This is a genomic window from Bowdeniella nasicola, from assembly GCF_900107735.1.
GTDB classification, from domain to species: Bacteria; Actinomycetota; Actinomycetes; order Actinomycetales; family Actinomycetaceae; genus Bowdeniella; species Bowdeniella massiliensis.
In genome coordinates this window covers 73,277-93,035 of the sequence record NZ_FNQV01000010.1, presented here as the reverse complement: position 1 = coordinate 93,035, position 19,759 = coordinate 73,277, and the positions used below count along the sequence as shown (strand labels likewise).

Annotated in this window: 24 protein-coding genes; 12 read left to right on the top strand and 12 right to left on the bottom strand. The window is 65.5% G+C overall.

The window, feature by feature from the left end; genetic code table 11:
* Positions 1-10: 10 nt before the first annotated feature.
* Positions 11-931 carry a restriction endonuclease gene (locus tag BLU67_RS08570; RefSeq protein WP_222842439.1) on the top strand — a complete coding sequence of 307 codons (921 nt, stop codon included), beginning with the start codon at positions 11-13 and terminating at the stop codon, positions 929-931.
* Positions 932-938: 7 nt separating this feature from the next.
* Here the strand turns inward: BLU67_RS08570 and BLU67_RS08565 are convergent, their stop codons facing one another.
* Genes BLU67_RS08565 through BLU67_RS08550 form a run of 4 tightly spaced genes read right to left on the bottom strand, consistent with a single transcriptional unit; the run spans position 939 to position 3,305 of the window.
* Complete coding sequence (locus BLU67_RS08565; protein ID WP_092564994.1) at positions 939-1,325, bottom strand: pilus assembly protein CpaE; 387 nt, start codon at positions 1,323-1,325, stop codon at positions 939-941.
* Complete coding sequence (locus BLU67_RS08560) at positions 1,326-1,916, bottom strand: isochorismatase family protein (protein ID WP_092564992.1); 591 nt, start codon at positions 1,914-1,916, stop codon at positions 1,326-1,328.
* 29 nt (positions 1,917-1,945) lie between these two features.
* Positions 1,946-2,650 (bottom strand): DUF4232 domain-containing protein, encoded by a 705-nt coding sequence (locus tag BLU67_RS08555; protein WP_092564990.1) that lies wholly within the window; start codon positions 2,648-2,650, stop codon positions 1,946-1,948.
* Between the two features lie 10 nt (positions 2,651-2,660).
* Positions 2,661-3,305 (bottom strand): DNA-3-methyladenine glycosylase I, encoded by a 645-nt coding sequence (locus BLU67_RS08550; protein ID WP_092564988.1) that lies wholly within the window; start codon positions 3,303-3,305, stop codon positions 2,661-2,663.
* Between the two features lie 126 nt (positions 3,306-3,431).
* On the opposite strand from BLU67_RS08550, the gene BLU67_RS08545 reads away from it, so the two are divergent.
* From BLU67_RS08545 to BLU67_RS08520, 6 genes are all read left to right on the top strand, one after another.
* Complete coding sequence (locus BLU67_RS08545; protein WP_092564986.1) at positions 3,432-3,755, top strand: PadR family transcriptional regulator; 324 nt, start codon at positions 3,432-3,434, stop codon at positions 3,753-3,755.
* 1 nt (position 3,756) lies between these two features.
* The gene (locus BLU67_RS08540; RefSeq protein ID WP_092564984.1) at positions 3,757-4,359 is read left to right on the top strand and encodes a hypothetical protein; all 603 of its coding nucleotides are present in this window, start codon (positions 3,757-3,759) and stop codon (positions 4,357-4,359) included.
* On the top strand, positions 4,356-4,646 hold the full coding sequence (locus BLU67_RS08535) for a hypothetical protein (protein WP_092564982.1): 291 nt from the start codon (positions 4,356-4,358) through the stop codon (positions 4,644-4,646). Before BLU67_RS08540 ends, BLU67_RS08535 begins: the two co-directional genes overlap by 4 nt.
* On the top strand, positions 4,643-5,485 hold the full coding sequence (locus tag BLU67_RS08530; RefSeq protein ID WP_092564980.1) for an ABC transporter ATP-binding protein: 843 nt from the start codon (positions 4,643-4,645) through the stop codon (positions 5,483-5,485). Before BLU67_RS08535 ends, BLU67_RS08530 begins: the two co-directional genes overlap by 4 nt.
* The gene (locus tag BLU67_RS08525) at positions 5,482-6,267 is read left to right on the top strand and encodes an ABC transporter permease subunit (RefSeq protein ID WP_143027387.1); all 786 of its coding nucleotides are present in this window, start codon (positions 5,482-5,484) and stop codon (positions 6,265-6,267) included. The genes BLU67_RS08530 and BLU67_RS08525 overlap by 4 nt, the downstream gene beginning before the upstream one ends.
* Before the next feature lie 101 nt (positions 6,268-6,368).
* A complete protein-coding gene (locus BLU67_RS08520; RefSeq protein WP_092564976.1) occupies positions 6,369-7,247 on the top strand; it encodes a patatin-like phospholipase family protein in 879 nt (292 codons plus the stop codon).
* On the opposite strand, the gene BLU67_RS12125 is transcribed toward BLU67_RS08520, so the two are convergent.
* From BLU67_RS12125 to BLU67_RS08500, 3 genes are all read right to left on the bottom strand, one after another.
* Entirely contained in the window at positions 7,244-7,843 is a 600-nt protein-coding gene (locus tag BLU67_RS12125) for a hypothetical protein (RefSeq protein WP_143027386.1), read from the bottom strand. The genes BLU67_RS08520 and BLU67_RS12125 overlap by 4 nt on opposite strands.
* 294 nt (positions 7,844-8,137) lie before the next feature.
* A complete protein-coding gene (locus BLU67_RS08505; RefSeq protein WP_092564970.1) occupies positions 8,138-8,284 on the bottom strand; it encodes a methionine/alanine import family NSS transporter small subunit in 147 nt (48 codons plus the stop codon).
* Positions 8,281-9,912, bottom strand: a complete 1,632-nt coding sequence (locus BLU67_RS08500; protein WP_261977078.1) for a sodium-dependent transporter — start codon at positions 9,910-9,912, stop codon at positions 8,281-8,283. The genes BLU67_RS08505 and BLU67_RS08500 overlap by 4 nt, the downstream gene beginning before the upstream one ends.
* Positions 9,913-10,167: 255 nt before the next feature.
* Between BLU67_RS08500 and BLU67_RS08495 the strand changes: the two genes are divergently transcribed.
* On the top strand, positions 10,168-11,535 hold the full coding sequence (locus BLU67_RS08495) for a discoidin domain-containing protein (RefSeq protein WP_176780756.1): 1,368 nt from the start codon (positions 10,168-10,170) through the stop codon (positions 11,533-11,535).
* Here BLU67_RS08495 and BLU67_RS08490 read toward each other — a convergent pair.
* From BLU67_RS08490 to istA, 4 genes are all read right to left on the bottom strand, one after another.
* The gene (locus BLU67_RS08490; RefSeq protein ID WP_092564966.1) at positions 11,532-11,861 is read right to left on the bottom strand and encodes a hypothetical protein; all 330 of its coding nucleotides are present in this window, start codon (positions 11,859-11,861) and stop codon (positions 11,532-11,534) included. The genes BLU67_RS08495 and BLU67_RS08490 overlap by 4 nt on opposite strands.
* 74 nt (positions 11,862-11,935) lie before the next feature.
* Positions 11,936-13,207 (bottom strand): S1 family peptidase, encoded by a 1,272-nt coding sequence (locus tag BLU67_RS08485; RefSeq protein ID WP_143027385.1) that lies wholly within the window; start codon positions 13,205-13,207, stop codon positions 11,936-11,938.
* A gap of 228 nt (positions 13,208-13,435) precedes the next feature.
* Positions 13,436-14,248 carry an IS21-like element helper ATPase IstB gene (gene istB, locus BLU67_RS08480; protein ID WP_092564962.1) on the bottom strand — a complete coding sequence of 271 codons (813 nt, stop codon included), beginning with the start codon at positions 14,246-14,248 and terminating at the stop codon, positions 13,436-13,438.
* Positions 14,245-15,795, bottom strand: coding sequence for an IS21 family transposase (istA, locus tag BLU67_RS08475; protein WP_092564960.1), 1,551 nt, complete (start codon positions 15,793-15,795; stop codon positions 14,245-14,247). The genes istB and istA overlap by 4 nt, the downstream gene beginning before the upstream one ends.
* Positions 15,796-15,905: 110 nt before the next feature.
* On the opposite strand from istA, the gene BLU67_RS08470 reads away from it, so the two are divergent.
* The 4 genes from BLU67_RS08470 (at position 15,906) to BLU67_RS08455 (ending at position 18,440) form a co-directional block, all read left to right on the top strand.
* Complete coding sequence (locus BLU67_RS08470; protein WP_222842438.1) at positions 15,906-16,316, top strand: NPCBM/NEW2 domain-containing protein; 411 nt, start codon at positions 15,906-15,908, stop codon at positions 16,314-16,316.
* 167 nt (positions 16,317-16,483) lie between these two features.
* Complete coding sequence (locus tag BLU67_RS08465; RefSeq protein ID WP_092564955.1) at positions 16,484-17,140, top strand: hypothetical protein; 657 nt, start codon at positions 16,484-16,486, stop codon at positions 17,138-17,140.
* On the top strand, positions 17,140-17,730 hold the full coding sequence (locus BLU67_RS08460; protein ID WP_092564953.1) for a hypothetical protein: 591 nt from the start codon (positions 17,140-17,142) through the stop codon (positions 17,728-17,730). The genes BLU67_RS08465 and BLU67_RS08460 overlap by 1 nt, the downstream gene beginning before the upstream one ends.
* Positions 17,727-18,440: a hypothetical protein gene (locus BLU67_RS08455; protein ID WP_092564927.1), complete on the top strand. Its 714-nt coding sequence runs from the start codon at positions 17,727-17,729 to the stop codon at positions 18,438-18,440. The genes BLU67_RS08460 and BLU67_RS08455 overlap by 4 nt, the downstream gene beginning before the upstream one ends.
* Here the strand turns inward: BLU67_RS08455 and BLU67_RS08450 are convergent.
* The gene (locus BLU67_RS08450) at positions 18,437-19,759 is read right to left on the bottom strand and encodes a hypothetical protein (RefSeq protein WP_092564925.1); all 1,323 of its coding nucleotides are present in this window, start codon (positions 19,757-19,759) and stop codon (positions 18,437-18,439) included. The two genes, BLU67_RS08455 and BLU67_RS08450, sit on opposite strands and share 4 nt — an antisense overlap.

Sequence of the window (19,759 nt, the reverse complement as noted above, 5' to 3'; positions counted from 1 at the left end):
CCCTTCCGACATGCCCACCTCCGATGATTTCCGACCGATGGTGCTCCAAGTTCTCCTCGATGGTGAGACGCGGGTGCGCCAGGAACTCAATTCCTTGGTCAGCAATTACGCAGGTCTAACACCCGAAAAACGGTCCGAGCGACTTCCCAGCGGGCAGTCGAGAAGCTTGAACCGGATCGGTTGGGCCATCACATCGCTCGCAACTGCGGGGGCAGTGGAACGTCCGGCTCGAGGGCTCTATCGAATCACCGAGGTGGGTCGTCAGCTCGCTGCCAAGTGGGGTGACAGGCCCTTCCGTGAAGCGGATCTTGCTGGCTTACCGATGTGGGACGCGTACCAGGCGAAACTCGAAGAACGTCGTGCATCGCGAGACGAAGTCCGTGATAGTTCCGCGAGTGTTTCTGACGACCAGGATCCAATGGAGACTATTCAGGACAATGTTGAAAAGATCAACGATGTCGTAGCGACGGAATTACTTGCCCGGCTGCAGGACTCGACACCCGAGTTCTTTGAGAAGGCGGTTCTCGATCTCCTGACAGCCATGGGTTATGGCGGAAAAGAACGCCGCATGGTTCATACCGGGCGCTCCGGTGATGGAGGTATTGACGGGATCATTCCCCAGGACCCATTGGGTGTTCAGAACGTCTACATCCAAGCAAAGCGCTACGCCGACACCAATTCGGTCGGACGCCCAGACGTTCAGGGATTCCTTGGTGCCATCACCGGACGCGGCGTGGATCGCGGCGTCTTCATCACCACGTCGTCTTTCACGTCAGACGCAAGAACTTTTGCAGAGCGAGAAATCCACGGCAAGATTGTCCTCGTCGACGGCCAGCTGCTGACGAAGCTGATGCTGCAATACGGTGTCGGTGTGCAAAGCCGCCAGGTCATCAGGATCCCGGAAATCGATGAGGACTTCTTCGAAGAGTAGGAGCAAGCTAGCGCAGCTGCGATAACACTGCTCGCGCATAGGCGGAGGCAGCGCTTGCATCTGCGTGCCGTGAGCCGTCGCGTAACTCCACGACGAACCCACCGGCGGCGGCTTCTAGTCGAGTGAAATTCTCGCCGAGGAATTCGCGTAGTTGGTCTTCTCGCGGCAACCACAGGACGTCATCGGTCGAGATCGAGTCGAGCGCCCACTCGGTCGTGCCGTTGAACTTCACGATCTGGCCCGTCGGAAGATTCTCAGCTTCGATCGTCATCTCCGAGATAACGAAAACCTCGTTATCGAGATCGCGGTCCGGAATCATGAATTGATCTCCGCTACGCGGCGTCCACGGGATGCCCGCAGCGCGAAGGTCACGTGCCCGATCAAGCGAAATCATTTAGGCGTGTCCCGCCATGCCCAGGTCTGAGGAGTCCGCGAGCTCGACGCCAGCATCGGCCATGGTCTGTCGCGCGGCCGCGCCCAGCTCCTCGGAGACTGGGACGGTAAGGTCGCTAAAGCAGCGCACCGGCCAGCCCTCCTTGCGGGCGTCGAGCGCTGAGGCGCACACGCAGTGAGACTCGGCGATGCCGACGACATCGACGGCCTCAATTCCCGCGTCCTTCAAGACCTCCGCGAGGCTCGTGCCGTCCTCGGTGACGCCTTCAAATGCCGAGTACGCCGCGGAGTATTGACCCTTTTTGACAGCGATGTCGGCGTTTAAGCCCGCGAGCGCGGGGTGCAGTTCGGCCTCGGCGGTTCCGGCCACGCCGTGCGGTGGCCAGGTGTCAACGAAGTCCGGATTGTCAGAGAAATGCTCGCCCGGGTCGATGTGCCAGTCCTGCGAGGTAGCGATCAGGGCGTAGTCGTCGCGATGAGATGCGACGAAGTCGGCGATTCGTTGGGCGACGGCATTGCCGCCTGCAACGCCCAGGGCGCCGTCCTCGCAAAAGGTCGGCTGAACATCAACAACGAGCAGTGCGCGAGCCATCACGGGTCCTTCCGTAGCGTGCTTCCACCCTACTGTTGCCAGGCCGTGAACCGCAGGGTTGTGCCGTTGCCGAGGTCAATGATCGGCTCGGGCGGCTCGTACATTGCGACGTCGCCTCCCGGGGCGAGTTGGATCGCGAACGCGCCTAGGTGCGGCTGCCAATTTCCTGCCAGCTCGCCTGTCCACTCGATCTCGGTAAATGCCTTACCACCGGGAGATAGGACGATTGCGCGCGGGGTGACGGGCTCATTGCTGATGTCGCGATCGCTCACCTCGAACCGCGGGGACATAGGCTCACCGTCGGTGGAGGCCACGCCCATTCCGGGAAAGAAACCCAGACCGCAATCCTGGGCGCTGATGTTCTCGACCTCGATGACGGCGTAGCGGTGGCCCGCGGCCGCATCGTTGAACTGGTAGCGGAAGATGACGTCCTTTGGCGTGCAGCTTGGCTCCTGCGGTTCGCCCTTGGCTTCGAGCAGTAAGAATGCTCGACGCTCCTCGCTCGTGAGGTCGGTGATCGGCTTGGGCGCGTTCGTCGCGGGGGCAGATTCGGCTGCATCAGGGGAGGCTTGACCGTAATTGTCGCTGCGGACGCGGTCGAGTGCCTCGCGATCAGCATCGGCGCCCGGCAGTGGACCACGAACGATAGGCTCCGGTGGCTCCGAGGAGCTGCACGCTCCGAGTAAGACCGCCACCGCGAGGATGAGTGGGCCACATCGTCGCGCGCAGTTCATGGGTGCGAGTCTACGCTCCCTCCGCAGCCGGCTTGAGGCGCTGGGTGCCGTCGGGATTCCACAGCTCGGAGGCACCTCGTCGGTGCGAGCCAACTAGATGGGTATCGACGATACCGATGGCTTCCATCAGCGCGAAGATCGTCGTCGGGCCCACGAACTGAAATCCGTGCCGCTTCAATTCCTTTGCTAGCGCTACGGACTCGGGTGACGAACTCGGCACCTCGGCTGCGCTGCGCGGAGCAGGAGTGCGTGCCGGCCGGTAGCTCCATACGAGATCCGACAGACTGCCGGTTGCTCGAAGCTCCAGCGTGGCGCGCGCATTGGCGAGCGTCGCTTCGATCTTGCGGCGGTTTCGGATGATGCGGGCATCGGCCACGAGCCGTTCGACATCGTCCTCGTTGAACATCGCAACGGCCTGCGGATCGAAGCCCGCAAAAAGTTCGCGGAAGGCCTCCCGGCGCGCAAGAATGAGCCGCCACGACAGCCCCGACTGAAACGCTTCGAGGCTGAGCCGTTCGAAGACACCGGACTCGTCGGTCACGGGCATGCCCCACTCGGTGTCGTAGTACTCACGCAGGAGAGGATCGCCCGCCGCCCACGCCGGGCGCGCGAGCCCGTCCTCGCCGATGATGAGGTCCGCAGTGCTGTCAGCCATAACTCGAGGGTAAGCGCTCGCGCGGCGATGGGCTCTCGGTCTGTGGATAGTGAGGTTTGCGAACTCTAGCTAGTCCTGCGCCTGCTACTATGTAAAACATAGATACTCGGTAAGCGAGGTAGCGAGATGAAGGCCAAGGACTCCCAGCTGCGCAAAGGCGTACTCGAGCTTGCCGTTCTTGCCGAACTCGAGCGCGCCCCGAGCTACGGCGGCGAACTCCTGGAGCGCCTCGCGACCAACGGCGGCCTGCGAGTCTCCTCGGGGACGCTGTACCCACTGCTCACGCGGCTGCGAGGAGCGGGATTCGTTGCCCCCCGTTGGCAGGAATCCCCGGTGGGGCCGCCGCGCAAATACTACGAACTCACCGCCGGCGGTCGGCGCCAGCTGGCGAACCTGACCGATGCCTGGCGGGAACTTTCTACCGCAATGACCGCGATCCTAGGACAGTGACATGACGACGACGCCCACCGCGCTGAAACAATTCGATCCAGAAAACCCCCAGCTGTTCGTCCGCCGAACGATCGGTCTCGGGTGGGACCTCAACCTCGGTGCGCTCGCGGTCAGGCTCGGCCTCATCCGCCCCGATGACTCGCTGCCCGACCTCGACCCTTACGTCCCTGCCCGAGTGCGCCGAGCGCTGGCACTCGCGCCCCTCGTGGGAGCCGCGACCACCATCGTCGCCGCGGGCGTCGTGGGCGTTCGCGCAAGGAAGCTGCCGACGGGCTGGAATAGCGCATTCCGGCCGCGGTCCTTCGCCTCACCCGCGGCGGCGCTCGCGGCCCCGATCGCCCTGTCCGTCGGCGCGGCTGGCCTCGCGCAGCTCAGCGGCAAGGACGACCCGGGCGCCAACGTGGCGGCATCGGCACTCGCGACGGGGGCCCAAACCATGGCAACGGGCCTCGTGCTGGCTGCCGCACGTTCCGCCGCCCGCCCCGACAAGCCCTCGCTGGCGGTCCTCGCCTCGATCCTCGCCTACCCCGTCGTCGCCGGTGGCGTCACGGTCGGAGTCATCAAGGCGGCCCTCAGCGAACTCGATACCCAGCTGCGCTCATGATCGACGTCGGCATCCCACTCGAACTCCTCGCGATCCTCGTCATCGTGCAGGCGGTCCTCGCCGTCACCGCTGCGATCATCTGGCTGCACACCGACGCCGCGCTCCTGCCGGGCAACAAGTTTGCCTGGCTCCTCGTCATCCTGCTGGTGGGCATCGTTGGCCCGACGATTTTCCTCATCATCGTCATCCGCGAACGCACGCGGCACAGTGAAGCGCCGCCCGAGGACCAACGAGCTGGCGAGACTCTCAGCGACCTCCTCTATCCCGAAACGGACGATACGAGATGAGCGATCTCGCTCTGTCGGCCACAGGCCTGACAAAACGCTACGGCGAGCACACCGCGCTCGACGGCCTAAATATGTCCGTACCGCGCGGCGCGATCTACGGTTTCATCGGCTCCAACGGTGCCGGCAAGACGACGACGCTGCGCATCGCGCTCTCCCTGGCCGCCGCTACGAGCGGCACGATCACCGTCCTCGGTATCGAGCGTGGCACGCTGCCCGCCCCGGCCGTGCGCGGCGTGTCCTATCTGCCCGACGTCCCCGGCCTCTACCCGTGGCTCACCGCACCCGAGGCGCTGCGCCTCGCGGGCGCTGTTTCTGGCACGCCGCGGGACGTGACCGACGCGCGCATCCCCGCACTGCTATCGACCGCAGGACTTGCGCGAGTGCGCGGCCGCATCGGCGGCTTCTCCCGCGGCATGACCCAGCGGCTCGGCATCGCGACGGCGCTCATCTCCGCACCCGAGCTCCTCATCCTCGACGAGCCGACCTCGGCCCTTGATCCGCTCGGCCGCGCCGACGTCCTCGCCCTGCTCGCCTCGCTGCGCGGCAAGACGACGGTGCTGTTTTCCTCCCACCTGTTGGCCGACGTCGAACGGGTGTGCACCCACGTCGGCATGATCCACAACGGCGCGATGATCGCCGAAGGCCCCATCGCTGACGTCCTCGCCCGCGGATCCGCCACCGGCGAATACGAGGTCCGCCTCCGCCTGCCGGGACCGGAAAGCGAGGGCGCGATCCGTGACGCGCTCGCAGACCAAGGTGCGGACATTGTCTCTGCGGGCGCGGTGGGCGCGAGCCTGCAGGACGTCTACGTCGAGCTCACGCGCGGCGGTGCAGCATGAGTGCCCCCACCACCATGAGCGGCCTGCGCACCATGATCGCCACCGAGTGGCTCGCGTGGCGGCGCGGCGCGCGCCTCGTCGTCATCGTCGTCCTCATCGCCATCTTCGCGTTCTTAAGCCCCATCGCCGCCTACTACCTGCCCGCGATCCTCTCCAGCCTCGGCGATTCCGCCCTGAGAGAGCTCATCCCCGAGCCCACCGCGACCGACGCCGCCACCCAGTGGACAAAGAACCTCACCCAGATCGTCCTTATCGCTCTCATCGTCATCGCTGGCGGCGCGATCGCGGGCAACGTCGCGCGTGGCACCGCGCAATTCCTCCTCACGCGCGGCGTCTCGCGCGCCGCCTACGTCACCGCGACGATGGTCGTCGGCCTTGTCATCACGCTCGCGACGAGCCTGCTCGGCTCCCTCGTCGCCGCGGGAATGACGGCCCTGCTCTTCGCCGACGGCGTCCTGGTGCGCCTCGTGGCCGCCACCGCGGCCTGGTGCGTCGCCGCCGCGTTGCTGCTTGCGGTCACGTGGCTCGCCTCGGCCGCGCTCGCCAGCCAGATCGGCGCCGCCGGTATCGGCATCGGCGCGTTCTTCGTCTTGCAACTCCTTGCCATCTGGCCGCCGGCCGCGCGCTACAGCCCCGCCGGCATCCTGGCCCTGCCCGGGCGCATCGCCACTGAATCCGTCTCTGGGGCCGAGCTGTGGCTCCCCATCGCGACGAGCCTGCTGAGTGCCGCCGTCATCGCCTACGCAGCCATCGAGGTCTTCCGCCGCCGCGAACTGCCCTAGCGGGACCGCCACGCCGCAGCCGCTCGCACTGCTCGCGCCGCTCGGCACACCATGCGGTTCGACGTGCGGCGGGCCCGGGCGCCGGACTAGGCTCAGTGCCGATGACTGAACCAATTACCAACACCGCCCTCATTTTCGAGGGCGGCGGCATGCGCGGCGCCTACACCTCCGCCATGGCCGTCGTGCTCATCGAGGCCGGGCTCGATTTTCGCTGGGTGGCCGGCATCTCGGCGGGTTCGTCGATGACGTGCAATTACATCGCCAAATCCCCCGAGCGCGCCCGCCAGGCCTTCGTCGAAATCGCCGCCGACCCGCTCCTTGGCAACTGGCGCACCTTCCTGCGTGGCCAAGGCCTATTCAACTCGCATTACATCTACCAGGTCTCGGGCCTGCCCGGCCAAGCCTTCCCCTTCGATTACGACGCGTTCATGGCAAACCCCGCCGACTTCCGCATCGGCGGCTTCAACGCCCGCAGCGGTGAACAAACATGGTGGTCCAAGCGCGATATCGGCGACATCCGCGATCTCATGACGCGCGTCCAAGCTTCCTCAGCGATGCCGATCCTCATGCCGCCCGTCACCCTCGACGGCGAGGTTTACGTCGACGGCGCCCTCGGGGGCGCCGGCGGCATCGCGATCGACAAGGCCGAGGCCGACGGGTTTTCCAAGTTTGTCATCGTGCTAACCCAGCCGCGCTCCTACGTCAAAGGTCCGCAGCGCTTTTCTCGCTATATTCGCCAGCATTACCGACGCTATCCCGCCGTCTACGAGGCCCTAACAGATCGGCACGTGCGCTACAACGACGCGCGCGAGCACATCTTCGAGCTGGAAAAGGCCGGTCGAGCCTACGTATTTGCGCCCGAAACCATGCCCATCACCAACGGTGAGCGCAACCTGAACAAGCTGTGGGCTGCGCATCGGCTCGGCCTAGACCAAGCCCGCCGGGAGCTCCCAGCCATCCGCGAGTTCCTCGGCCGCTAGCAGCTGGCGATTCGCTCACATGACACGACTGTTGGGGTCACGCGCCAGTCATCGTTGTTCTGGTTAGAGAACTTCGTTTTGGAATAATTGCTCTGATTGCCTGCAGAGGTCACCAAGTCGTGCGGGTATGCCGTGAATTGCAGTTGGAGCGTTCCGGTGTTCTGCGCCCCGCACGGCACATCGAAGGTGACGTCTCGGTTCTTCACCCCGCTCCATAGGGGATTCCGGTTTCTCACAGGCCCAGAGCAATTGTGCGGCGGTTCGAAGTGCTCGTACCCACTGGTCGGTTGCGTCGAGCCTTTGAAAAGAGAGACTGGCTGGCCGCCGCTGGGGATCCACGACACATCCAACGTGGTGTTGTTCGTGTCGCAGGATTCAGGGGATCCGGGACCCGGCCAGTTATAGCCTTTACAGGTTTCAAGGCCGAGCCTGATTGTGTATCGGTGTCCGGGCTCGACCCGAAGCGTCGTGGTCGCCCATCCGTAGCCGAAGGCCGGTCGGTCGTTCCTATACCACCACGCCCAGTCGATGATCGCTTCCAGCGTGGAGTTACCCCTGAACCGGAACGGCTTTTCGTTGACGTCCTTATTCGTCATCCTCCACGTGTTGATTGTCGGAATGCTTAAACATTCGGACGTAGCGAACGCAGGAGCGCTGGTTCCGAGCGCGATTGCAGGCACCGCCCAGGCGGCTCCTGAGACAACAGTGCGGCGGTCGAGCGGGGAGTGTGTGCGAGGAGTGGTGTTCATGTCCGGTAGACACATCCTTTTGTCGGGGCGCTCCGTCAAGAGCATTTCGGTCAAGCGTACGTGAGGGTTATTTGTATTACCTAAAGGCTACCAACGCAATGAGTTGTTCGACTATGTGCGAAGCTTGTGGACCTTTACCCCCTAGACATCCAAGTGAGCGCTTGAGTTCTGCCGGCCGTCAACTTCTTCTTCTACGGGGTGCGTAACAAGATAGGCAACGGAAACCGCGAGGCCGCCCCATACTGTCGCGATAGCAACAGCCATCATGACGATTGCGGTGGTAGTCATTGGTTGCTCCTTTGGTCGGGTGAGGCGGTAGCGCCGGGGGATTGACGTACGCCCGCCGAGGCGCCGTCTTCGTGGAAGTCGACGGGGTCGAACTCATCAACGTTCGTCTTCCACGGCGCGACGGTGAAGACAAACGCGGACAGCACGACGAGCACGAGCATGCCCCAGCCGAACTGGTAAATAAACGATGTCGAATACGAATCCGGGTCATAGCCCTCGGTCACGAGGGAGTAGGCCGTCGCGACGAAGATGACGGTCAGAACGATCGGCACGAGCGCCCCGATCACGATGTACCACCACGGGCCGATCGCGAGCGTCGAATAGTGGTTGATGTGCGCGCGTAGCTCGGGCAGTTTCTTGACGACGTAGGACACGAGCAGTGTCATGAGAATGGCCGAGGCCACGATGCCCAGTTCGTTGATGAACTTATCGACGACATCCAGCGCGTTCAACCCGTTCGTGGTCGAATACAGCCCGATCGATAGAATCCCGGTCGTGCCACACGTGATGAGGGCGGCGAGCCGGCGGTTCATCCCGAATTTTTCCTGCAGTGCAGACGAGACCACCTGCAGCAGCGAAATCAGCGAGGTGAATCCCGCGATGACGAGCGAGGCAAAGAAAATCACGCCGAAGAACGGGCCGCCCGGCATCATCGAAATCACCGCGGGGAACGTGACGAATGACAAGATCGGTCCAGTGATGCCCTGCAATTCGTTAACGCCCACCCCCTGCTGGAAAGCGAGGAAGCCGAGCGTGGCAAACACTCCGAAACCCGCGAGAATTTCGAAAGATGAGTTCGCAAACCCGGCCACGAGCGCCGTCGGCGCCAGGTTGGACCGTCGCCGCAGATACGAGGAGTAGGTCAGCATGATGCCAAAGGCGACCGACAGCGAGAAGAAGATCTGCGAATAGGCCGCGATCCACACCTGCGGATCGGCCAGCGCCTGCCAGTTCGGTGTGAAGAAGGAGTTCAACCCGTCAACCGCGCCCGGGAGCATCAGAGCCCGCACCACAAGGATGAGGAAGATGACAATCAGCAGCGGCATGAAGATCTTGTTTACGCGCTCCAGACCGCCCGAAATCCCGAGGGCCATGACAATCGCTGCCACAATCCACAAGCCGATCAGCGGCCAGAAGATCCCGGGAACAATCTTCGCAGAAAACTCCGCCGGACCTACCTGCAAGAAGTCCCCAACAAAGAACCCGAGCGTGTCCTCGCCCCAGGCCTCGTTGAGAGAGAAGAACATATAGCGCAGCGCCCAGGCCAAAATGACGGCGTAGTAGGTGATGATGACAAACGAGATCATCACCTGAAGCCAGCCGATCACCTCAAAGTTCTTGCTGAGCCGACGAAAGACGGCCGGCGCCCCGCCCCGAAAGCGATGACCGAGCGAGTAATCGAGCAGCAGGATCGGAATGCCCGCCGTCAGCAGCGCGACGAGGTAGGGGATGAGGAATGCGCCGCCGCCGTTGGAATAAGCGACGCCCGGAAAGCGCCAAATATTGCCCAGCCCGACGGCTGAGCCGATCGCGGCGAGAATAAATCCGTACTGGCCGGTCCACTGCTCGCGGCCATTGCCCGAGCTCGCATCACCACCCGGACGCATCGTCGGCTTCTTCATTGACATGACATCTCCCTAGCTCACACCCGGAGCAAGGAGGGGACCTGCTCCTCAGGTGAGCTCGACGTTAGGACCAACCAACACCTGACGCAATAGTGCGACCACCACGTGAGACGTGCGGACTAAACTGCACAAATACACAGCAGACCAGCGATCATTTCCGCACACCGTCAAACGATGGAAAGTGAGCGCATTCCACCTATTTCATCCAAAACCTTGCATGTTCGATCAGAATCGCGCTACCGTCGCCACAAGACGTTCATGAACCTCGCAAGAAGCATTGGGGTCATCGCGGTAGGTAGTCTCTTGAGTGCGGGACTTGCCCTCCCAGCCACCACGTCTCCTGCCGCTGCTGAGCCCGTCTATACCGCCATCGACCAAAGCCAGATGTCCATCGTCGACGTGAGCTCCGTCGAAGAGAGTGCCGAAGCGCCCAACGGTGCCGCCGCGCTCGTGCTTGATGGAAACAAAGAAACCTACTGGCACACCAAGTGGGCGGGCGGCGTCGATCCGCTGCCGCACCACCTCACCATCGAGCTGGTTGACGAAGCCGTTGACCTCGGCCGCGTCGTGCTCACGCCGCGCCAGTCCTCCAACGGCTCCGGCCGCGTGGCGCAGTACTCGATCCAGAAGGCCGAGTCGTGCGAGGCGGACTTCACCGAGGTCGCCAAGGGCGATGTCGCCGCAGAAACCGACCCCAAGGCCGACGTCGTCATCGACTTCGACGCCGTCGCAGCGCGCTGCGTCAAGGTCGTCTACAACGCCTCCTGGGGCGGTAACAACACCCCCGAACAGGTCGCTACCCTCGCTGAGTTCAACGCCTTCAGCGTGACCGACGACGGCAGCGAGCCCGTCGAGCCGACCGAACCGGCCGAGCCCACCGATCCCACGCCAGCACCCGGCCCCGAGATCGTCGTGCCCGACGGCGCGCCCGAACTGAGTGCCGACGGCCTGTCCGTCCGCCTCCACCCTGACTTCCCGCAGGTCGTCGATTACCGTCTCGGCGATGCCCAGCTCGCCGGCAAGCTCGGCGATCCCCTCACGCAGGTCACGATCGACGAAAAGCCTTACGACGTCACCGTCGCGGCCCCCACGGGCACCGGCGCGAGCGCCACCTACGCCCTGAGTGTCGCCGACCTCGACGTCACGTTCAACGTCACCATCACGGTTGCCGACGGCGTCCTGACCTGGACGATCACCGACGTGAACGACCCGGACAGCAAGGTCCACCGCATCGCGGTCCCGGGCCTGGATCTCGAGAGCGTCACCGCCGCCCAGCAGGGCTCGATCATCACGAGCAAGCTCGGCGTCAGCCGCTCCCAGAACCCGGACACGAGCCTGAACGTCGCAACCGCAGAGCCTGGCACCCACACCGGCTTCATGGTCGGCGCCAACGAGCAGGCGCTCGCGGCCGGCTTCATGTCCAACGCCGTCAGCGACAACACCTCCGACGGCCCCCGCTCCGGGTCCAACGCCCGCTGGATCGCGAACGTCACGACGATCGGCGACGCGCGCATCGGAACCGTCAGCCCCGGCCCGTTCGTCTACCGCGGCACCACCGCCCACCTTGGCCTTGGCCCCGAAGCAGACCCCTTCGCACAGGTGAAGATTGTCGCCGATGGTAGCTAGCCGTTATCCACGGCGAGGTCGTCGCCGGTCGCACCATCGACCAGGTTTCGATCGCCGAGCGGTGCCTGGAGCTTTACCTCGATTGTGTCCTGGCAATCTTCGCCCCCGGACCCGCCGAAGGTACGAGTCGAGACGACAGCAACCTCCACCGTCTCGTTCTGCTCGCGCAACAGATCAACAGCGGGTTCACCGCCGCACGTATTGACCACGAGGGTGAGGCTATCCTCAGCGGACAGGATCGCACGAGTGACCGGAACCTGGTCGCGCCAAGAGACGCCTCGTGTCAGCGTGACGGCGACAGCGACCACCGCGACCGCGAGCAGCAAGGCCGCGACAACCCAGCGGGTTCTTTTTCGCCCGGTCTGGTTCGCAGCCTTGCTGCCCGGCGGACGTTTCGCTCTCAATTCGTCGCAACCCAGACACCGAGGGCGTTGTCGATCCGGTCAGCCCGAGAGAACAGGTCACGGTCGGCGGGCCAAGCCGGGTCGTATTTCCAGCCTTGGTGCAGACCGTATGCGGTGTTTCCCCAGTAGATAGGTCCGCCGCTGTCCCCTCCGGCGGCCAGGCGCGCGCCCATCATCACGAGGTTGCATGCACTTCCGTTGCAGTGATTCAGCGCCCGCACCTGTTGGCAGCTTGCATGGTTCGTCGCCCCGTTCTTGCAGAGCGTCTGGCCCACGGTCGGCGACCCTACAGCTGAGACATCACGAAGGGTCGTCTCAGTCGTGCTCGCGGTACCTGCATAGAAGTCGTCAGACTCCGTCCTTGGCCCCGTGTGCCACTGGAAGTCGCCGTGGGTCCCCACGTGCCCACCCTGGTAGGTCAGCGCAGAGCCATCGTCACTCTGGCTGTTGCCACAGTGACCGGCGGTGGCGATCCCGCGGGTGCCGCTGGTACTGCTCGAAGCCCTGGTCCCGAACCCGGAGGTGCAACCCGAGAGAACCTCACCTCCGTAGTGATAGCTCGAACTGTCGACCCCGCCGAGAACCGCACGGTCGGAAACGTCCACGACCGCAGCGATGCCGAGCGACTTGGCGGAGGCAGCCACGAGCGCTTCTTGTGCGGTTGTATTCAGGTCGGTGACGACCGACTCTTGCAGCCCGTCGGCGAGGACGACACTCGTCGTGATCGTGCGAGTGGCGGCGTCGAAGCTCGTGGCGGCGTCTCGGACCCCCGGAGATTCGTAGACGGCGTAATGAACGCTCTCGATAGAGGCCTGCAACTCCCGTTCGGAGTAGCCCTCGCCACCTCGCAGTTCAACCTTGACGGATGGCGCGACGCGGGCGAAGGAATCGAGGACGGCGTGCACCCCCTCAGGAGGGGAGCCCTTGAAGGCTACCCAAGCGTGGTGCGCGTCGACAATCTCGGCACTGGAGAACAGGTCGGGGTACGTGTCCCGGATTTCCGCCGCAGCCAAGGCAAAGTTGTCGTTCCAGGCGTATCGCTCGATCACCTCGTCCAGTGGAGCGCCACTCTGCTCCGCCACAAACATCAAGTCCTGCATCTCTGCTGCGCTGATCTGATCTTCGATCTGCGGTGCGGCGACTTCCACCGTCTGCGCGGCGTCGGCCGCGTTGGTGCTCTCGTGCGCATACGCGATCGCGCCTTGAAGAACGAGACATCCAGCAGCAGCGGCCATCGCTGCCACTCGCAAAGAACGTGCCCTGAACATCGTGACTCCTCTGTCCGACGATTGGGAACCGGAGCTCGCGATCCCCCCGGTGTGTGATAAAGGCAACACGTCGTCCCGACGACCATCCTGCAAGACCCGACCAGGAATGTCAAGGGACAGTGAGATCTGCCCGGAGGCGGTCGTGAGACCTGCCCGGTGACAGTCACGAGTTCTGCCCGGTGATGGCCATGGGATCTGCCCAGGGGTTGGCCATCACGGTCCGGGGTGTCAGGCCAGGGGCTTCACCCCCTGACCGGTTAGGGCCTGGGAGAGGCGGACGGACTCGCCGCTGGTCTGGCAGATGTGGGCGTGGTGCAGGAGCCGGTCGACGGTCGCGGTGGCGATGGTCTTGGGCATGAGCTCGTCGAACGCCGCCGGGTGGAGGTTGGAGCTGATCGCGACGGCCCGTTTCTCGTAGGCGGCGTCGACGAGACGGTAGAGGCCCTCGGCGGCGTCGGTGGCGACCGAGAGCAGACCGATGTCATCGACGATGATCAGGTCGGCGCGCAGAACGCGGGCGATGGCCTTGGTGACGGTGTCGTCGGCGCGGTGCCTGCGCAAAAGAACGCCGAGGTCCTCGAGCGTGAACCACGAGACCCGCAGGCCCTGCTCGACGGCCTGCTGCCCGAGCGCCTCGAGCAGGAACGTCTTGCCCGTGCCCGAGGGCCCGCAGAGGACGAGGTTCTCCTTGCGGTGGACCCACTCCAGGGTCCGTAGCGCCTGCTGAGTCGGTGCTGGGATCGAGGACATGCTCTCGTCCCAGGCCTCGAAGGTCTTGCCGGTGGGGAACCCCGCCGCGGTGCGGCGGGTGGTCAGCGCGGCGCGTTCGCGTCCGGCGGCCTCCTCGGCGAACAGGGCTCGTAGGACCTCCAGGGGTTCCCAACGTTGGGCTTTCGCGGTCGCGACGACCTCGGGAGCATGGCGGCGGATGTGGGGCAGACGTACACGACGCAGCATCGCCTCGAGGTCATCGGGCAGCGGCGCTGCGGAGGGCACTCCGAGCGTCGGGACGCTCCTGCTCGTCGTGGTGGTCGGGCTCATGAGGCCACCTCCTGGTCCTGAGCGCCGACCTCGCCGGTGGTGGCCGTGTGCTGGCCCAGGGCGGCCCATCCGGCGGTGCCCTGGGTCAGGGACCGGTCCTCCCCGGCCCGGTGGACCGCCCCGCTCGTGCCGGCGGCTCGGTGGTTGAAGATCGAGGGCAGGTCGGCCTCGGCGAAGCGGGCGTGGACGGCGGCGTGACCCAGTGCCCAGTCGACCTCACCGGGCCCGAAGAGCTTGGCCAGCGAGACGGCCTCGGCCATCTTGACGCGCATCTTCGTCGTCCCGGCCGCGGCGGCCTCGGTCAACCAGAGCCTGGCCCCGTTGCCCAGCGCGAGGAACTCGGCCTCCGCGGCGCTCTTGGGCCGTGGCCTGCGCTCCAGCGCGCCGGCCGGGGCCGGCGGGAAGTGCCCATCGTCGATCCGCGGGCTGCCCGGGGTCGCGCGAGCATGGCGGGCAACCTCCAGGGGCCCGTCGGAGCTGACGTGGACGATGACGACCTGCTCACCAGCGCCCTGTCCGTAGACCCGGACCCAGACGGTCTCACCCAGCAGGCGGTGCGGCACGGAGTACTGCCCGCCCTCGAACGTCACCATCGGGCTGTTCACTGGGACGTGTCTCGTGGTGCCCAGTGCGATCGTGTGCGGGGTCGACGGCAGGGCATGCAGCCGGGCGCGCTCCTGCTCGAGCATCTCCGCGGGTGCGCGCCTGGTGACCCGGTGGACCCGGTTGTTGACCTCCTCGCAGAACGTCGCGCAGGCGGCCTCGAGGTCGGCGAACGAGGCGTACTCGCCCCTCAGGTTCGTCTCCTTCGGCACGAGGTCGGCCTTGGCGACCTTCACCGTCGACTCCGACCCGCCCTTCGAGGCCGGGTCGGCCGGCTCACACGTCAACACGGTGAGCCCGTAATGCCTGGCGAAGGCCACCATCTGCGGGTTGCGGACCGCCATCCCTGCGACGTGCTCGACGGTCACGGTCTTCTCGTTGTCGGTCAGCACATACGTCGGCGCCCCGCCCAGGCGCCGCAGCGTGACGTCCAGCGCCGCGAACACGCTCGGGGCGGTCTTGTCGCGAATCGCCAGCACTACCCGGAACCGCGACCACGCCAGCCACGCGCAGAACAGCACGGTCCGGACTCCGTCGATCACCGGCCCGTCGCCGAAGTCGTACTGCAACCACAGGCCCGGCTCGGTGACCCACGGCCGGTGGACCCGCACGCTTCCCAGCCGGTAGGACTTCTTCACCGCCGCGACCGCCCGGCGGGTGGTGCGCTCGGACCCGGTGAACCCCGCGGCGGTGAGCTTGTCGTGGACCACGTCCGCGCGGACCTTCCCGCGGGACTTCTCCACCCACTCCTCAACCTTGGGCAAGAACTCATCGATCAGCTGCGCCCGAGCCGCGGGCTTGTCGCTCAGACGCCCGGCATCACGGGCGGTGACGTAACGGGCGACGGTGTGGTGAGAGACCCCGGCGAGCTCGCCGGCATCCCGGTAGGACCCTGTCAGATCGAACGCTTTGAGAATTTCCATGATCTCCTCGGCAGACTTCATGTTGTCCCTCCTCGGACGCGATGGGCGCTTCAGCACCGCTATCGCACCCGAGGAGGGGCCTCGAACCGCGCAAGGCGGCGAGGCAACGAATGTCGTGTCGGGCAGATCCCATGACCATCAGCGGGCAACTTTCATGTCCGCGACCGGGCAACTATCTCGCCGTCTCCGGGCAGTCTGCCGTGGCCGCCGTCACAGGAAACCGGCGCCAACCGAGACGGCATTCGATCGAGATCGACGTCGACGTGACCGGCGTTGACGTGCTGACGCTCCTTGTGGGCGACGGCGGCAACGGGGTTGGAAACGACCACGCGAACTGGGGCGACGCCCGAGTTGAGTGCACGGTTGCCACGCCGACCGAGGAACCGACGGAGCAGCCCACGGACGAGCCAACCGCACCTCCGACGAAGCCTGGAAAGTCCGGACTGCCGATTACCGGTGGCCAGCTCACGGGCCTGGCGCTGCTGGCAGCGCTGCTCGTAGGTGGCGGTGTCCTCATCATCCGACGCAACTCCCACGCGTAGGAAACCGGCGCGCCCCTTAGAGCAACCGTGAGGGGCGCGCCCAGCTTGGGCCGGAATCTGGTGACCACGCTAGGCTCCGGCCCAAGCCATACCCCCCACCCTCGGAACCAACTCTCCGCCCCGGAAAACTCCGCCATAAAGCCCCCCGAACGAAGTACGATGCAAGCGTGAGCGAGAAACCCTCGAGAACCGAGCGCCTGACCCGGCTTTACGGCCTCGTCAAGGACGTCGCCAAGCCCGGCAACATCGCGCTCGCGGTCATGCTCATCGTCATCGCCGTCGTCGCAGCAACCGGCGGCTGGTCGAAAGCCAGCCAAGCCGTCGATAAAGAGGACGCCCTCCCGCTGATCGAGCTCGGCAAAGAGCTCACCGCCGGCCCCTTCACCCTGGTGTTTTCCGAGGCCCGGCACGTCGCGGAATGCTCGGGCTTCGCCTTCGACGCCGAGCACGGCTGCATCGAGGCCCGCCTCACGGCCACCAACACCGCCGATCGCCTCATCGAGGACACCGTCTTCGCCACTCACCTGCTCGATTCCGGCATGCTCACGGTCACCGTCGACGACGAACCCCTGAAAACCACCGTGCGCTACCCGCAGATTTACCGCGTGATTGACGGCCTCACGCAGGGCGCCTACCAGCCCGGCCTACCGACGGACATCATCGTGACGTGGCAGCCGGTCGCGCCCGTGACCAGCGAGGACGTCACACTGGTCGTCACGGGCGCGGAGGACGGCCGCTCCTCGCTCGACGGCCACCAGATCTTCCGTCTGACCGATCCGATCGCCCGCATCCCGGTCGAACCCCTCGCGGCAGGAGCCCCCTGATGCGCCGCTTCACCCCGAGCGGCCTCGTCACCGCAGCCGTCCTCGCCGCCGCCTTCGCCGTCGGCAGCGTCATCAACTCCTATCTGCCCACGCGCGCGGACATCATGTCCGAGCCCTACCCCGTCGCCGGCGTGCTCGACGAGTACGTGGCCATCCGCACGGGCGAAGTCAAGGCCACCAACCTCCGCCTCGCCACCGACGTCACCGTCTTCGGCTCGACGGCGAAAACCTCCGGCATCTTCGCCGTCGTCGACGTTACCTACGCGACGAACGGGAAGGAGCGCGTTATCTCGCCGATTTTCTGGCGCGGCGCCGACGGCAAGCGCTACGGCGGCAGCCAGCCCGGCCCGCGCATCACCGCGTGCGGGTCATCCGTCGTGGGCATCCCGGTCACGTGCACGATCTGGTTCGAGCTGCCCACCGACGCGATCGCCGGCGGCCACTTGCTCGTGCACAACTACCGCTCGGCCGGGGGCGATAACATCGCCGACATCGACTTGCAGATCACCGACGAGGACGCGGCCGCCATTCTCGCGGCTGCGACGTCGATCGAAGCGGAGTCGACGCGCTACGAGCGGAGGCAGCCGTGAGTTTCTCCGACGCGCCCGAGGTACGCCCCGACGCGACGCGGCCCGCCGACGCCACTGCGCCCGCCGCCCCAACGACCCGCGCGGAGCGCCACCGAAAGCGCCGCTGGTGGCGCGACAACGCCCTCGCCCTGATCCTCCTCGGCCCAGCGATCGCCGCCGCACTGTTCGCCAGCTCCTACCGCCTCACCGAGCTCTACCGCCCCTCGCTGCCCACCCACCAGCTCCCAGCATCCGGCGATTCCGGCACCTACACCTCAAGCTTCCGCATCGCCAACACCACCTACGAGCGCACGATCGACGTCCGCCTCGTCTCCGTCACGGAAGTGGGCGTGCTGCACGGCAAGCAGGCGGTCGACGGCGCCAAGCAGTGGGCCGTCAGCTTCGCCTTCACCGCCGACCCATCGGTCCCCGCAGACAGCTGCACCATCGAGCTCTTCGACGAAGCCGGCAACGTCTACCACCCGCGCAGCGCCCTCGTGGATACCCCCGGCGCCGAACCGCTCTTCCGCGTCGACGACTGCCTCGTGCCCGGTGAGGAGGGGCCGATCGTCAACGCCTTTACTGGAAAACTCGAAGAATCCGGGGCCCCGCGCCCGCCCTCGTGGCGCTCCACCATCGGATTCGCGATGCCCGACGACGTGGTCCCCGCCAAGGTACGCATCTACTGGGATACGCCGAACTACCTGGACTTCGACGCCAACGCCGACTAGCGACCGGCCGCCTCGCCCGGAGCCTCCGCTCCAGCCGCCTCTGCCGCACCTGTGGCAGCCGCCTCAGTGGCAGCCTCGGCTTCCGCCTTTGCTTGACGCTCCCGCTGCGAGAGCACGATCTGGTTAACGCCCGCCGCAAGCAACACGATCGTCGCGACGAAGTACACGAGGTTTTCCCCCAGATCGACAAACGGATCGAGCGCGTACTGCAGCGTTCCCGGCTGCGGCCCAATCGCCAGCCGCATGACGTAGTCCACGCCCACGCGCAGCCACCCGGTGAGCGCAAAAATCACGCAAAACAGCGCCATCGGGATGAGCCCCGCAACGGCCACCTTGCCGATCGCGTCAAAGGTCGATTTCACCGGCGTCACGACGGGCGACGTCACGTGCTTGGCCACCCGCCGCACCGGGGAGGGCACCCGCTTAATGCGCGCGGTATCGATCTCGTGCGTGATGACAGGATCGCCCTTTTTCAGCTGGCTGCCGTAGATCGTCGCGCCAATCGCCAGCCACGCCACGGGCACGATGATGAGCGAACCCGCCGACGAAATCAGCCCGCCGACGAACTTGAACGGCGCCAAAATGAGCGTCTCGATCTGGCTGTAGGTGTCTTGCAGCGTCTGCCACCAGGTGTAGATATCGTCGACGACCTTCCGGCTCGTCACCCACGCCTTAATCTCCTCGATCCGCGCGGTAAAGACGTAGACGAGCGCGGTCAGCCACAGCGCCTCCAGGTAGGCGGAGATCGCGGCCCACCAGCCGGAGGTATTGGCAAGCTCCTTCAGCGCAATGATCTTGCGCGCCGCGAGCGCCCCCAGCACGATGACGATGATGATGCCCGACGTGGGAAGCGCGAGCCGGGTGAAGGAGTCCGATAGGAAGTCGGCGCGCTCCAGCGAGGCGAAGACGACGCCCGACTGGTCGAACATGTACCGCTGCAGGTCGGCCTTGAGCAGGCCGTTGGAGGCATACACCGCGAGGAACGGTACGAGCGCCATGGCCGTGGCCTGCAGGTTGGAGCGCCACCGCATGCCGCGGGAGGTGCCGACGAGCTCGGCGAACGCCGGAAGCGAGGGCGCCAGCACCCGCAGCATCAGCGCGAGCGAGGCCAGCGTGGCGAGTGGCGCGAAGGGCAGGATCACGGTTGCGAGCGTCGGCGAGATCAGCGAGGCCTTACCAGCGAGCCACAGCGCCGCAAGCCGCAGCGCCTGCCCGGCAAAGAACAGCGTGAGGAGCTGCGGCCAGTGCCGCGCAAACACGCGCGCGCCCGTCGCGAGGACGGCAACGAGCCCCCGCAGGCCCGAGGTGATCTCCCCCAA